At 66.8% G+C, this 14,606-nt stretch carries 13 protein-coding genes; all 13 read right to left on the minus strand.

Translation table 11 applies throughout. The features are described from left to right. Window positions 1-73: 73 nt before the first annotated feature. Window positions 74-925: a pyridoxamine 5'-phosphate oxidase family protein gene (locus tag A5730_RS01795; protein WP_067894815.1), complete on the minus strand. Its 852-nt coding sequence runs from the start codon at window positions 923-925 to the stop codon at window positions 74-76. A 68-nt stretch (window positions 926-993) separates the two neighbouring features. Continuing rightward, the gene (locus tag A5730_RS01800; protein ID WP_067894818.1) at window positions 994-1,461 is read right to left on the minus strand and encodes a type II toxin-antitoxin system Phd/YefM family antitoxin; all 468 of its coding nucleotides are present in this window, start codon (window positions 1,459-1,461) and stop codon (window positions 994-996) included. A gap of 19 nt (window positions 1,462-1,480) precedes the next feature. After that, window positions 1,481-3,037 (minus strand): MlaD family protein, encoded by a 1,557-nt coding sequence (locus A5730_RS01805; protein ID WP_067894821.1) that lies wholly within the window; start codon window positions 3,035-3,037, stop codon window positions 1,481-1,483. Further along, window positions 3,031-4,206, minus strand: coding sequence for a virulence factor Mce family protein (locus A5730_RS01810; protein ID WP_067894823.1), 1,176 nt, complete (start codon window positions 4,204-4,206; stop codon window positions 3,031-3,033). The genes A5730_RS01805 and A5730_RS01810 overlap by 7 nt, the downstream gene beginning before the upstream one ends. Next, complete coding sequence (locus A5730_RS01815) at window positions 4,203-5,759, minus strand: virulence factor Mce family protein (protein ID WP_067894826.1); 1,557 nt, start codon at window positions 5,757-5,759, stop codon at window positions 4,203-4,205. Before A5730_RS01815 ends, A5730_RS01810 begins: the two co-directional genes overlap by 4 nt. After that, window positions 5,756-7,315 (minus strand): virulence factor Mce family protein, encoded by a 1,560-nt coding sequence (locus tag A5730_RS01820; RefSeq protein ID WP_067894829.1) that lies wholly within the window; start codon window positions 7,313-7,315, stop codon window positions 5,756-5,758. Before A5730_RS01820 ends, A5730_RS01815 begins: the two co-directional genes overlap by 4 nt. Next, a complete protein-coding gene (locus A5730_RS01825; protein WP_067894832.1) occupies window positions 7,312-8,352 on the minus strand; it encodes a virulence factor Mce family protein in 1,041 nt (346 codons plus the stop codon). The genes A5730_RS01820 and A5730_RS01825 overlap by 4 nt, the downstream gene beginning before the upstream one ends. Then, entirely contained in the window at window positions 8,349-9,665 is a 1,317-nt protein-coding gene (locus A5730_RS01830) for an MCE family protein (RefSeq protein WP_067894835.1), read from the minus strand. The genes A5730_RS01825 and A5730_RS01830 overlap by 4 nt, the downstream gene beginning before the upstream one ends. A 6-nt stretch (window positions 9,666-9,671) precedes the next feature. Then, window positions 9,672-10,544, minus strand: coding sequence for an ABC transporter permease (locus tag A5730_RS01835; RefSeq protein WP_067894839.1), 873 nt, complete (start codon window positions 10,542-10,544; stop codon window positions 9,672-9,674). 1 nt (window position 10,545) lies between these two features. Then, window positions 10,546-11,259: an MlaE family ABC transporter permease gene (locus tag A5730_RS01840; RefSeq protein WP_369804363.1), complete on the minus strand. Its 714-nt coding sequence runs from the start codon at window positions 11,257-11,259 to the stop codon at window positions 10,546-10,548. A gap of 750 nt (window positions 11,260-12,009) precedes the next feature. After that, window positions 12,010-12,684: a TetR/AcrR family transcriptional regulator gene (locus A5730_RS01845; RefSeq protein WP_231633714.1), complete on the minus strand. Its 675-nt coding sequence runs from the start codon at window positions 12,682-12,684 to the stop codon at window positions 12,010-12,012. Window positions 12,685-12,809: 125 nt separating this feature from the next. Further along, the gene (locus A5730_RS01850) at window positions 12,810-13,118 is read right to left on the minus strand and encodes a hypothetical protein (RefSeq protein WP_067894842.1); all 309 of its coding nucleotides are present in this window, start codon (window positions 13,116-13,118) and stop codon (window positions 12,810-12,812) included. A 147-nt stretch (window positions 13,119-13,265) separates the two neighbouring features. Beyond that, entirely contained in the window at window positions 13,266-14,600 is a 1,335-nt protein-coding gene (locus tag A5730_RS01855; protein ID WP_067894844.1) for an acyltransferase, read from the minus strand. Window positions 14,601-14,606 lie beyond the last annotated feature (6 nt).

Here is a 14,606-nt window from a genome sequence, read left to right on the forward strand (position 1 = left end):
AGCCACACCCCACCCGGGGGTTCTCCTCACATCAAGCCGACACGCCTGCTACCAACGTCACGACCGAGTACACCTAGCGCTTCACGACGGCGCCGACTGAGAATGCGACGTTCCTGCCCACGCCACCGTCGTCACCCGGCGCCCCGGGCGCGGTCCACCGCACGCGTGCGGTACCGGTGACATGCAGAGCGGCACCGGTATCGAAATCGACGAACAGCAACGCGGCCTCGTCGTCGACGGCCAGGTTGCCGTAGCTGTTGAACATGTTGTTGCCCGGGAAATCCGGCCACCACAGCCGGTCGGGGGAGTCGACTCGGACGAATCCGGGTGGACCTCCGCGGTGTGACGCATCGCTGCCTCGACTGGGATGACTTGTGCCCAAGAAGAATGTGTCGGACGAGGCGATCATCGCCCGATCGGACGGATCGAGAAGCGTTGCGCGCCTCGCGGGTATGCGAGGAGCGGAACCAAACGCGGCGACATCGATGGCGTGGGGGTGAATGTACTTGGGGCAGTTGCCGTATGACTGGTCGACGCGGACCGTCATACCCGCCTCGTCGGCGCCGACGAGCTCGCCGTTCACCCGCAGTCTGCGGCGGGTGGCGAAGTCGATGGCGATCAGCCCGACCTGCTGACCGATCGGGATCGCGTCCAGCGGATCGCCGGCGCGGGGCACGGCCGAGATGCGCACGACGTCGCCATCCCCGCGAAGGAACCCCGGCCGTCCCGCCAGTGGCGATACCCACAGGACGCCGGCGTGGTCGCGTCCGGTGAGCGCGGCGAACCGCTGCGACGCGAGAAACGCCGCGGCTCCCCGGGACAGCAGCGACGAGTCGAGCATGCCCTCCAGCCGGCTGGCCTCGGCTTCCACCCCCGCTTGGCGTTGTGTGGCGATCTCTCCCTCGTGGAAGCCCATTGCGGTCATGGGTGCAGTAACAACGCCGCCACCGCAAACCTTCCTAACGGTGTGGGGCCGGTGGGCCGGCGTTGGCCCTAGGCGACCGACACGATGCGCGCGACCGGCCGGCCGCCGCGCATGACCTCGATCGTCTGACCCGCCGCGACCTCGTCGAAATAGCGGCCGGCTCGTTTGCGCAGCTCGCCGAGCTCGATCCCCCCACCGGCGTCCGCTGGGACGGCGGCGGGCTCCGCATCGCCGGCGGACACGATCCGCGCCAGCAACTTGCCGCCGCGCACCACGCCGATCGCCTCGCCGGCCGCCACCCGGTCGAAGCACCGCCCGGCGCGTGTTCGCAGTTCGTCCAACCCGACCCAGCCCCCCGGGGCCACGGCGCCGACGGATCGGGCTGGAATCGGAGCAACCCTCCAGTCGCCGACGGATACGATCCGCGCCACGAGTTTGCCGCGCCGGACGACGTCGAAGGTCTCGCCCGCGGCGACGCGCTCGAGGTACCCGCACGTGTTACTCCGAAGTTGGCCTAGGCCAATCGATTCCCGCATTTCGCTGTGATCCCTTCGCTTACCTGATGGCCGGCGGCGCCAGCATGTCCTGCCAGCCGTCATCGCCGGTCTTTCTCGAGTTTTCGACCCCGTACTTCACGCCGTCGGGGCCCACCAGCTCGCCGCTCTGGGGGAGGTAAACGGCGGGGGGAGGGCCGCCCGGGGTGTAGACGCACGGATTCGGTTGCTGCCCATTGCATTCGACGGTCCCCGATCCAGGCCGCTGTAGTGGGTCGCTGACCGGTGGCGGCGTCCCCGGAACCCGGTCGGCGGGCGCCGGGTTGAGGCCGTTGTTCACCGACGGCGCGGGAATGACCAGACCCGGTTTCACTGGTTGGTCGCAGCGCGCCGCGGGCGCGGGGCACGTCACGATCTGGTTGGGGTCGCCGTACCACGGGTTGGTGCCCAGCGGAACGTAGGGCTTGGAGTCGCGGCATTCCCGCGGCGTGGCGGCCCGCTTCCCGGGCACGTCGACGCACGGCAGATTGCGCGCGCCGCGTACGGCGTTGGCGGGGGTGTCTTGCGGTATCTTGCAATAGGTTCCGGACGGCATCGGCGCCAAACTGGTATCCGCGGGAGACCGCCACTCGGCCGCCGGAAGGAAACCGGTCAGGCACGGCGGGGGCTGATTGATCGTGAGCGAGGTGCCCAGAGAGGCGTATCCCGGGAAGGCCGAGGTGACCGTCTGGCCTTCCGATGCGCCCTGCGGATACGCCACCAGCAGCTGCTCGACGCCCTTGTGATAGCGCTTCAGCATGTCGAGCACGATCTCGAGGTTCGCCAGCGTCTGCGGCAGCGACTCCCGGACATCGCCGAACACCTCGTTGACCTGATCGGCGGTCGGCGCCGCCTGGGTCAGAATGCTTTGCACGTGCTGGTCGTTTTCCGCGCTCTCGGCGGCCAGGATGTTCAGGTTGTGCGACCAGCGCTCGATCGAGTCGCTGGAGTCGACCTGACTGTCGATGAGTGGCCCGGAGTTTTGGACGATGTCGTTGATATCGGAGAGGTTGGTCTTGAAGTCACCGGCGATTGCCTGTGTCGCGTCGACGAGCCGTTGCAGCGCTGGGCCCAATCCGCCTACGGCTTGGGCGGTTTCGTCGAGTAGCGAGGCGATCTTGTCCTTGGGTAGCACGGCCAGCCCGCGGTTGGCCGCGTCCAGCGCCGGCCCGATCTCGGTGGGCACGGTGCCCTTGGTGATGGTCTGTCCGGGCGAAAAGTATTGGCTCGGATTGCCCGCCGACACCAGGTCGAGGTACTGCTCACCGACCGCGGACACCGAATGCACGTTCGCCGACGCGTCGATGGGGATCCGGTAGCGGTCGCCGATGCTCATGGTCACCCGCGCGCCGGTCTTGGTCGGCTCGACGTCGGTGACCGTGCCGATGGTTTCACCGCGGTAGGTCACGTTCGAGGTCTTATACAGACCCCCCGACGCGGGCAGGTCCGCCCTGAGCGTGTACTGGCCGATCCCCATCGCGCTGGGAATCTGCAAGTAGTACCAGCCCAGGGCGACCGCGGTGACCGCGGTCAGGATGGCGAACATGACCAGCTGGCGTTTGATGAAGCGGGTCAGCATTGCCGGTCCGCCCTTTCGACCAGCGGCCCGCCCGGGACGTCGTTGGGGTTCGGGGTGTAGCGGACGTCGGGGATCATCGTCTCGGGGTCGCGGCCCCACGACTGCTCGAGCGCGCGCAGCGCTCCGGAGAACCCGGTCCCGGTGAGGACCGCGTTGTCGACGGCGCTCATGGTCAGGTCGAGCGTCAGCGACAGGTTGAAGTAGTCGCCGCGGAACGCCTTGGGCACGGCGTCAATGTCGAACGGGCGGACGAGGATCAGCTTGAGCGCGCGAATCAGGTACGGCGCCCCGCGGCCCAGTTCCCGCAGCGGGCACTGCAGCGACTGCAAATCCTGGTGGATGTCGCCCCGCGCGCCCGACAGGTACTGGTCGGCCAGCTGGCTGAGCCGCCCGGTCGCGTCAACCGCGTTGATCAGAAGGTTCTGCTTGTCGGCGAAATGCTTGAGCAGGGGCGGGAATTCGGTGAGGACACGATCCAAGACGTCCGAGCGGGGACCCACGTACGCCAGCAGGCGGTTGGTGGAATCGATGGCGCGGGTGATGTCCTCGCGTTGCTCGTCGAGTCGGGCGGTGAAGGTGTCCAGCTTGCCGAGGAAGGCGCGGATCTGGTCGGCCCGACCGTTGACGATGTTGTAGACCTCGTTCTGCAGCACCTCGAGGTTGGGAATACCTCCGCCGCGCAGCACGATCGCGAGGCTGGCCAGCGTCTGTTCGGTCGTGGGGTAGGTGGACGCGTTTTTCAGCGGGATGAGGTCACCGTCTTTGAGTAGCTCGGGCGACGGGTTGGGTGGCGCCGCCAGCTCCACGTGCTGCGAACCCAGCAGGCTGGTCTGCCCGATCTTGGCGGTCGCGTTCTTGGGTAGCTTGACTTCCTTGCCCAGGCGGAGCGTCAGCGTCGCAACCCAGTTCTTCAACTGGATCGCCCGCACCGTGCCGACGAAGACGTCGGCCACCCGCACCCGGCTGTTGTCGTTGAGGGCCAGGGTGTCGGGCATCTGCACATAGACGGTGTAGGAGCCCGGTCCGGAGCCGGGCCCCCCGGGCATCGGCACGTTGGCGATTCCGTGCCATTTCGCGCACGACGCCAGCGACACGGCAGCCGTCAGCAGGGCCAGACCCTGCCAGGCCCGATGCCGGCCGCGGACGGCCAAGGCGCGCAACGCGTTCACGATCCCGATCCTGTCGATGCGGCCGCCGGTGTCGGCGCGACCGAGCCCGGGACCACGCCGGGTCCCGGCGGCGGTGGCGGGATCGGCACCTGCGGGGCCTGTAGGCCGATCGGTGGCACCACCGGGTTCTCGTCGTAGGCGTTCGGCGGTCCGGGCGGGGTTTGCAGCCCGGCCGGCGGGGGCGGGCTGTCCGGGCCGCCCATCAGTTCGCCCAGCGACTCGGGCGTCAACAGGCCACCCGTGATCGGCCCCACCTGCGTGCCCTGCATGCCTGGCGCGACGACCCAGCCCGGCTGCGTGTTGCGGTGCGAGAGCGGCGTATCGGGCACCCAGATCCCGGGGACGGTGGTGTCCTTGTAACCGTTCGGCGGGTGCAGCCGCGGTTCGGAGTAGGCGACTTCCTTGGGCAGGACCTCGGCGGTGCTGAACAGGTTCAGCCCGAACGGAAGGTAGTTGAACTTGATCGAATCGAGGATCGGCGCCAGGTATTGCGCGCACAGCTCGGCGGATTCTTGATAGCCCAACCGGCTTCCGGCCTGAATCATGCTGCACATGAACTGCATTGGGTTCGCGAAGTTCGGGATCGCGGGGATGGACATCACGGCGCCGTGCGAGGGGTGATAGATCTGGCTGAGGTTCGTCTCCAGCGTCGGCAGGACGTGCAGTGCGGTTTCCAAACCGTTCAGCGGGTCGGGTTGGACCAGCGTGGTGGTCAGGTTGGCGAGGTTGTCGACGTCGTGCGCGAGCACCTCTCGGTTCTTGGTCAGGAATGGGCGCAGCGTGGAGAGCAGGCTGTCGAATTGCTGGATGGCCGTGGACAGGTCGCGATCGGACCCGGTCAACTTGTCGGTGAACCGCGCCAGGTTGGTGTTCAGCGCGACGAACTGCTGGTCGTCTTTGTGCAGGGCGTTGACGAACTGCGCCAGGCTGCGCACCACCGCGAAGAAGTCACCACGGCCCTCGTTCAGCGCGGTCAACGACCGCGACAGGCTGTCCAGCGTGGTGTTGATCTGTTTGCCCTTGCCCGCCAGCCCATCCGCGAACGACTCGATGGCCTCGCCGAACGGGCCCTTGGGTTGCTCGGGCGTCGGCCCGAGCTTGGAGATGATGTTCGCGACGCTGTCGCGCAGTTCGTCCCACTCCGTCGGCACCTGCGTGCGCTCGATCGGGATTACCGCGTTGTCGGCCATCACCGGGCCGCCTTTGTACGGCGGCTCCAATTGGATGCTCCGGGACGCCACCAGCGTTGGGTTCACCACGACGGCGGAGGCGTTGGCGGGCACCTTGTACTTGTTGTCGTAGTGGAACGTCACCTTCATCTTGTCGCCGGCCGGTTCGATCTTGTCGACCGAACCGACGCGGACGCCCATGATCTGGACCTTGTCCCCGGAGTAGAGCGCGTTCGCCGTTGGGAGGTAAGCGATCACGGTGTTGGTGGTCAGCTTGTGATAGAGCCGGACGCCGATGAATATGGCGACCACGGCCAGCAGCGCCACCAACGCTCCGACGATCGTTCGGGTCCGCGGTTTGTGGATATGCAAGGCGCCGCTCAATTCTGGTTACCTCCCGTGATGCCGCTGCCTCCCGTGCCGCCCGGGTTGATGAACGGGGCGGGCAACTGCTGCCCGGGGCCCGGCGGCGCGGGTGGCCCCGGCGGCGGCCCCGGCGCGAACGTCGACGGTGGGGGAGTGGGGCCGGCGGGTTGCAGGTTCTCGGTGCGGGCGCCCGGCGGCGCTTGGGCGGGCAGCGGCACCGGCGTGCCGACGACGTCCGGCACCGGTTCGCCCGGTCGCCCGGCGATCGGGATTCCCGGGGTCGGTGGCAGGCCGTTCGGGTTCGGCGGCGACGTCGCGACGTCGATCGGCGCGGGGAAACTGCCGCCGAACGGCCCGGCGTTCACCCCCGCGCACGGCAGCGGGTTCCACGGCCGGGGCAGCGAGTCGGCCGGCGGGGTGTACGAACACGCCGTTCCGGGCGGGACGGCCGGTCCTGGATGATCCGGGGTGCCTTCCAGCACCGGGGGCGCGGGCGGCGGTGCCCCGTTGGGGAACCGGGTGCCGTTGGGGTCGGGCCAGCGGAACTCGGGGAGGCCGGCGCTGCGCCAGAAGTCTTCGGGGTCGATACCGCGCTTCTTGAACGCGGCGTCGACGAACGGCTGCAAGATCCAGTACGGCAACAGGTTGGACAGGACGATCTTGAAATAGGGTCCCGACGCGACGGATTCCCCTAGCGACGCGGCGAATTGGCTGACGTAGGTGAGGGTTTGAGCCAGGTCGTCTTTGCGTTCCACCAGCACATCGCTGATCGCGCGCAGCTGCTCCAGCACGGGGTTGAGATTCGGGTTGTCGTTGATGAAGCCCTGCACCTCGGCCGAGAAGGCCGAAATGTTCTGCAGCAGTGCGCTGATGGCCTGGCTGCGTTCGTTGAACGCCGCCAGCAGCGTCTTCGCGTTGACCAACAGCCGGTTGATTTGTTCGCTGCGGTCACCGAGCACGCTGGCCACCTGGTGGGCCTGCGCGAGGAGGTGCTTGATCTGTTCGTCGCGTTTACCGATGGTGTCCGAGAATTTGGTCAACCCGTCGAGTGCGGAACTGAGGTGCGGGTAGGTCTGATCGACGGTCTGCGACAGGACATTCAGCGACCGTTTGACGGTGTCGACGTCCCAGCCGGTGGCGGCCTTGGTGACGTCGAAGGCCGCGTCGTAGAGCTGATAAGGGGTGGTGCTTTGGCCCAGCGGCAAGACCCCACCGGGGCGCAACGCCTTGCCTCCCCGCGGCTCGATCTCGAGCACCTTCTTACCCAGGATGGTGTCGGTCTTGATGGCGAGCCGGCTCTCGGTGCCAATGGTGTTGCCGCCGATGGAGAACTTCAATCGAACGTGGTCGCCGTCGATCTCGAGCCCCTCCACCTTGCCGACGTTCACGCCGGAGATGCGCACCTTGTCGCCCTTGTTGAGCTGCCCGGTGTCGGTGAACTGCCCGTAGTAGCTCGGGCTGGCGAACATCATCGGGATACTGGTGAAGCTCTGGCCCACGGCGACCACCAGCGCCAGCACGGTGATGCCCATGACGCCGGCCCGGCCGCGGTTGAATTCCGTCAGGGTTCTCATTGCGGCGTGCACCTACCCGTGGGCTGCTGCCAGATCCGGACCGTGCGCACCGGGCCCCCGGGCTGCAGCCCGTTCCACCGGATCGACAGGTCGCAGAGGTAGAAGTTCACCCAGTCGCCGTAGAGCCCGATGCTGCGTCCGATCAGATTGAGCGCGTTCGGTGTCTTGTGGATCAGATCGCCGAGCTGATCGCGTTGGTCGACGAGCGGTTGTTGAAGGGCCTGCAGGTAGTTGATCGCCTTGTGCAGCAGGGCGCGGTTGTCGGAGAGCAGGTCGGCGACCGTTCCCGCGGCGTTGCTGATGTTCGCGGTGCCGGCGGCGAGCGGGTCGGCGTGGTTCTGCAGGCCGGTGATCAACCGTTCGAAGTTGTCGACGGTCTGGTCGAACTCCTGGCGATGCCTGACGGTGGTGTCGAGCACGACGTTGAGGTTCTTGACCACCTCGCCGATCGCCTGGTCGCGTTCGGCGATGTGGGCGGTCAGCCGCGCGGTCTGGTCCAGGATGTCGTTGATGGTGCCGCCCTGACCCTGAAACACGGTGATGATGGACGACGCGATGGTGTTGACCTTGTCCGGTTCGAGCGCGCGGAACAGCGGCTTGAAACCACCGATCAGGGCGTCGAGATCCAGCGCGGGCGAGGTTCGCGACAGCGGGATGAAGCCGCCGGGCGGCAGGGTGCGGTCGGCGCCCTCGCCCTCGCCGCGTTTGAGCTCCAGGTAACGGTCGGCGAACAGGTTGAGATAGCGGATCTGCGCGGTAGTCGTCTGGTACAGCGGTATCGAGCGGTCGACGTCGAAGTCCACCATTACCCGCTGGCCGCCATCGATCAGCCGCACCGCCTTGACCTTGCCGATCTCCACCCCGGCGGCGCGGACGAACTGGCCGTCCTTCAAGCCGGTGGCGTTCTTGAACTCCGCGGTATAGCTGTTGGTGCTGTTGAACCGCATCTGAGCGAACACCACGACGATCGACACGGTGATCAGCAGCAGCACCAGCGAGACGATGCCGAGTTTGATGGCGGATCCGGTGATTTTCATGGGTTGATCGTGTTGTCCCCGACTTGGCGGCCCCACACGTACTCGATTGCGTACGGTGAGCCGGTATCCAGGTGGTTGTAGGGCGCGAGGCTGGCGCCGGTGTCGACTACCAGGCTCGGCGCCGGCCACAGGTCATGGGTGATCGCTTGCCAGCAACCCGGCGCGCCGCCCGGCCCGCCGCGGGCGTTCACCTTCGGCAGATTGTCCGGGTACACAAAGGGATTCGGCGCGCCGCCGACCAGCCCGGCCAGCGTGAGGAGCCCCATGGTGGCCGCCGTGCCGGCCAAGCCGGGCAGCGTGAGCATGCCACCCAGCCCCGACGTCAGCTCGGTCATGGTGCGCAGCGCGTAGCCGTTGCCGCCGCCCGTCGTCGCATAGGCGGCGGGTTCCTCGTCGTAGTAATTGCGGATGGTGCAGAAGAATTCGGGGCTGTAGGTATCGAGCAGCTGGGCGGTGGGCACCAGATCGGCGGCCCCCCGCTGCAGGTAGGGGCCGCCGCGGGCGAAGATGTCCGCGCCGGTGTTGCCCAGCCCGGCGGCCGCCAACAACGCGGCATCCAGGTCGGCCTCCTGCCGGTGCAGCGTGCGCGCGGTGACCACCGCGTGGTCCAGGGAGTCGAACAGATCCGGTGCGGCGTTGGCGTAGACGTCGCCCAGGGCGGCGAACTGCCGAATGTCATGCCGGATCTGCGGCATTTGCGGATTGATGTCGTCGAGGATGGCGTTGGCGTTGACGATCGACTGCCCAAACTTGTCGCCTAACCCGGTCAGCGCCTGCGCGGCCGCGGCCAGCGTGAGGTTGACCTTGACCGGGTCCAGCTTCTCGGTGATCGTGGTGAGCGTCTCGAACAGCGTGTTGAACTCGGTTGTCACCGACCGCGCATCAATCACGTGGTCCGATGTAATGCGTTGGGGGGTAGGGTTTTTCGGGGAAGTCAGGGATACGTACTTGTTGCCGAACAACGTGGTCGCCTTGATGTTGGCGTCCACGTTGGCCGGAATCAGCTCGATCCATTTCGGATTCACGTTCATGACGAACTTGGCCGCCGGTACGCCGTCACGCTCGGTCTCCGAAATGGTGGCCACCCGGCCGATTTCCACGCCGTTGTAGGTGACCTTCGACCCGGGATCCATTACCAGACCGGCCCTGGGGGCCAGCATCGTCAAGCGCGTCATCGGCGAGAGCTGGCCCCGAAACTGCAACCACACGAACCCCAGCACCACCGCGGCGACCACCAAGAACACCAACGCCGCCGTCCGGTACGGCGGGATGCGCTTCGGGTTTTCCTTGGGTTTCGGTGCCGGGGCTGTCATTGGCGGCTACACCGTGAGGTTGAAGTTCGGGGTTTTGCCGTACACCGCCATCGCGGTGAGCACGACGACCACCACGATCGTGATCAGCGACAGCCGCATCGACCGGCCCACCGCTTCGCCAACCCCGACCGGCCCGCCGGTGGCGGTGTAGCCGTAGTAGCAGTGGGTGGTCATCACGACGACCGCGACCAGGATCACCTCCGCGAACGACCAGCCCACGTCGTTGAGGCGCAGGAAGGTGTGGAAGTAGTGGTTGTAGGTGCCGATCGACTGCCCGTACAGCAGCACGGTGGTGACCTGCTGGGACAGGAAGGCCATGGTCATCGCCAACCCGTAGAGCGGGATGATGACGATCAGACCGGCCAGCACCCGGGTGGATGCCAGGAAGGGGACCGACCGGATGCTCATCACCTCGAGCGCGTCGATCTCCTCGCTGATGCGCATGGCACCCAGTTCGGCGGTGGCGCCGGCGCCGACCGTTGCCGCCAGCGCCTGCCCGGCGGCCACCGGCGCCACAAACCGCACATTGACCAGCGCGGCCAAGAAACCCGTGAACGCCTCGACGCCGATGTTGCCCAGCGTCGCGTAGCCCTGGATAGCGACCAGTGACCCCGCGGACAGGGTGATGAAGCCGACGATGGCGGCGGTGCCGCCGACCACGGCCATCGCGCCGGTACCCATGCCCATCTGGGCGACCATTCGTAGCAGCTCTTTGCGGTAACGATGCAGGGCGAAGGGAATCTGCCCGACCGCGGTCAGGGCGAACCAGACCATTTGGCCGATCTCGACCAGCACCCGGTCCGGGGCTTCCGCGTACCGAGTGAAGGCGGCCCGGGGAAAATGGAGATGCCGTGCGGGAACCCCTGTGGTTGCGGCCATTTCAGCGCCCCGTTCCGAACCGAACACCGATGGTGGTCAGCGCCGCGTTGACCGCGAAAAGCGCGATGAAGCAGAGGACCACCGTCTCGTTGACCGCCGTGCCCAACCCCTTGGATCCGCCGCGGACGATCAGCCCCCGATAGCAGCCGACCAGGCCGGCGATCAGACCGAACGTCGCGGCCTTGATGAACGCGATCACCACCTCGGGCAAGCCGGTGAGCGCCGTCAGCGTGGAGAGGTAGGCGCCGCTCGAGACGTTCTGCAGGTACACGCTGAACAGATAGCCGCCGCCCAGGCCGACGGCGACCACGAGGCCGTTGAGCAGTACCGCCACGAGTGTCGAGGCGACGACGCGGGGGACCACCAGCCGGTGGATCGGGTCGATGCCGAGCACCTCCAGGGCGTCGATTTCCTCGCGGATGGTGCGCGCGCCGAGGTCGGCGCAGATTGCGGTGCCGCCCGCGCCGGCGACCACCAACACCGTCACGATCGGGCCGAGCTGGGTGACCGCGCCGATCGCGGCACCGGCACCGGATACGTCGGCGGCGCCGATCTCCGCCAGCAGGAGGTTGAGCGTGAAGATCAGGAGCACGGTTTCCGGGATCGACACCGCGATGGTGGGCAGCAGCGAGACCCGCATGAGAAACCAGCCATTCCAGATGAACTCACGCCACTCGAACGGCTGCCTCAGCGCCTTTCCGGTCAGCACGCACATGCGGAAGAACCCGCCGGCCACTTCGGTGCCCGGTCGTATCCGGCTAACGACTTTGCTGCTAGACAGGTGTGCGCTGGTCATCGCGCCGCCCTGGAACCGACCACGCGACGAGGCGCGAGATCTCGGCGCTGCGTCCCGTGCGCGTTACATGCCGTCGCGGAGCCGCTCGAGCCGAGCCCGATTGAGGATCGGCAGATCGGGTGAGCGCGCCGCGAAACGCGATGCGCTAGAAACCCTCTGGAAGCGTGTGGAGACGACGGTCGCGGTCGGCTTCTTCGCCCCGTGTTGCGATGCCCGCAGTCCCATTCCTGGGTTGTCGCCTTGGTCGCTACGCCGCTCGACCGGATGGTCCCCGAATCGGCACTCTGGCGCCGCGCCCTCCGGCTCCACGCCGCCCTCATCTGCGCCACGCAGCAACTATCGCATTAGACCGTACGGTCAGTCAATAACACCGGGAATCATCGGAGTTTCGTGATCGCGACCCATGGGCAAACTTCCAGCCCGGTTTCCGCCAATTACGCTCGGAACAGGCGTCTTTAAGGGTTCTAACGCGACGGCAATGGGTGTTCCGGGTGATTCCGTGAAAACGGGGACAAGTGAAGTCTCGCCGGATAAACTGACCGAGCGTACAGCGATGGATCGAGCGCGCCTCGTCGCGGTTAACTGCCGTCGGGCTGGGCGGCTCAGCGCTTCAGCGCGGGTCCGGTTGTGCAGTTGCCGCCATGCGCAACGGATTTCGTCGTGTGGCGGTCAATCCGACCGTTCCGCGACCGCGGCTAGGCATTCACGCACGACGGAAACGACGTCAGCGGAAGGGCTGGCCCACGTGCTGAGCCCCAGCCGGTCGAGTAGCAGTCCACCGAGGAACACATCGACGAAGGCAGCCCCCACTTGTTCGGGCGAACGTGCGCCGGCGGGATCAAACCATACCCACATCCACTGCAGCGATCCCCACAGCTGCAGCGCAGCCAGTTCGACGTCGACGCTGCGGAAAACACCGCACTCTATGCCCGTTCGGATCTCGTCAATCGCCAGTGTTTGCAACTGATCACGCAACTTACGCACTTGCTGCATCGCCGGGTCGTCCGACAGCTGAACCACCTCGCGCTGGCTCGCTACCGTGGCATCGCGCGCGGTCACTTGCAGGAGAGCGGAGGCGTAAATGATTGCCGCGATGCGTTCGTGGGGCGCGGCCAGGCGGGCCCATGCCATCTGCAGCACGTCGAGTTGCCCGGCCAGGTGGCTCTCTTCAAGCTCGCGCAACATCTGCGCTTTGGTTCCGAAGTGATGGACAATGGTGCCCTTCGACATGCCGAGCTCGTCGGCGATGTCGCCCATATTCGTTCTGTCGTAGCCACGTTCGGCGACGTAGCGAACAAACGCGTCGAAAATCTCGCTGCGTCTACCAGGCGATCGGGGCATCATCCACCCTTCGCTAGACTAACCGTACGAACGGTCCATCATAAGCTTCGCCGTGTCAAGATCCCGTTAGCCGTGCCGCCGGCCGATTGTCGCGCGGCGGCCCGGGAACTGTGCGATCCGCTGGAAGCCTACAGCGCCCTGCGGCCGGCGAACCGGTCCGGCGCCGTGATGACATATGTGTTCGCCCCGGGCGCCGCCTTGATCTCGCCGGCGGCGTACACGGTCATGAGCTCTTGACCGTCGCTGTCGGCGACGCACACATAAGTGTCCGTCTCGGCGTCGTAGTCGAAGCTGTCCCAAGCCAATACGAACGCCAAGCAGTTGCCGTCGCGGTCTGCGATGACGAGCTTGTGAACCCCGGACTCCTTCAACAGCTCGGCATCCTGAGCGTGCCGCTGAGGGATCTGGTTGTCCTGGACCGTGAGGCTGTTTAACATATGGCTGCTCCCTCTCCGTCGGACCCGGGCTCGGATCCTTAGACGGTCCGCGCCTGGTCGAAACGTTTCTCCCGGAATACCGCCCCGACCAGGGCACTAGGGCCTCTCTCGGGGGGCCGTAAGTCGCTAACCCCGCCGCAGCCCGCCTCAGGCGCTCGGGCGCCCCTGCGAGCGGTGGCCGGTCAGCGGCGACAGAGTCCTGGGACGCACCGCGACCAAGAGCACGCCGGTGGCAAAGAGGGCCGCGGCCGGCCACGAGAATCGCCCGTCCGGGGCGAAGCCGCCCTGCGCCAAGAAGTGCAGGCCGACCGCTGCCAGGACTGCGCCGGTCACCATGGTCGCCTCGGCCCAGCGATCGCGCAGCGGCAGGCCGAACGTGGGCAGGGGAACCGCGAAGAACCGCCGCTGCCACCACAGCAGCAGCAGTTCGACCGCGGTGACCACGCTGAGGATGGTGATCCATTCCAGCCGGACCAGCCACCACGCCACGGAACCCTCGGATGGCTGCGGAATCAGCCCGGCCGGGTAAGCGATGATCGCGACGATGACGACCGGCACCATGTGCCACAGGTAGAGAGCCATGACGTTGGCGTTGGCGGTGGACAACACCCGCTGCACCGGGCCGTGGCGCAGGACCCGGTCGAGTGTCGCCGCCAATGCCATCGCCAGGCCAGCCTGGGCGCAGGCGAACGCCATCATCGCCACCGTGGGGGGCGTCGTGTTCTCGATCGGCTCGCCGGGAACCCCGATCATGCTGACCGGATACGGCCCCACCCGAATCAGCAGTGCCAGAGCAACGGCCGAACCGGCCGCGAGCAACACCGGCCTGCGCCCGGCCAACAGCCCACCGTGCCAAGCGATCCCGAGCTGGTAGAGCAGACCCCAGCACATCAGGTAATTCAGCCAGCCGATATACGGGACGTGACCGGCGAGCGAGACGGCGTCGACGAGCACCACACCCGCGGCCAGCGCTGCCGGCACCCTGAGCCCCCAACGTCCGTGCGCCGCAACGGCAATCGGGGTCAGCGACACCACCAGCACATACACGGCGAGGAACCATAGGTGCATGGCCACCGCCCAACCCGCGTATTCCAGCACCGTGCCCGACACGTGGCGGACCTGAAGGACCACCACGAGCGCCGAAACCAGCGCGACGTAGACCGTGGTCGGTCCGAGCACCCGCGCCAGTCGATGCCGAATCCAGGCCTGCCGGGAGAAGCTGTCGGCGCCGCGGCGATGTGCCCACGACACCGCACCGGCGTAACCGGCCACGAAGAAGAACACCGGAACCGCCTGAAATATCCAGGTCAGCCATTGCGTCCACGGCATGTCGAGCAGCGGGTTTTCGCGTCCGAATTGCCCGTCGTGATAGGTCACCGAACCGGCCAGCCAGTGGCCGAGCACGATGAGAACCACGCCCGAGGCGCGGTAGAAGTCCACCGCCAGATTGCGGGCCGGTCGCGCGGTTGCTACGTCGTCCATCGGATC

This window comes from Mycobacterium sp. ACS4054 (assembly GCF_001667275.1).
Taxonomy (GTDB): domain Bacteria; phylum Actinomycetota; class Actinomycetes; order Mycobacteriales; family Mycobacteriaceae; genus Mycobacterium.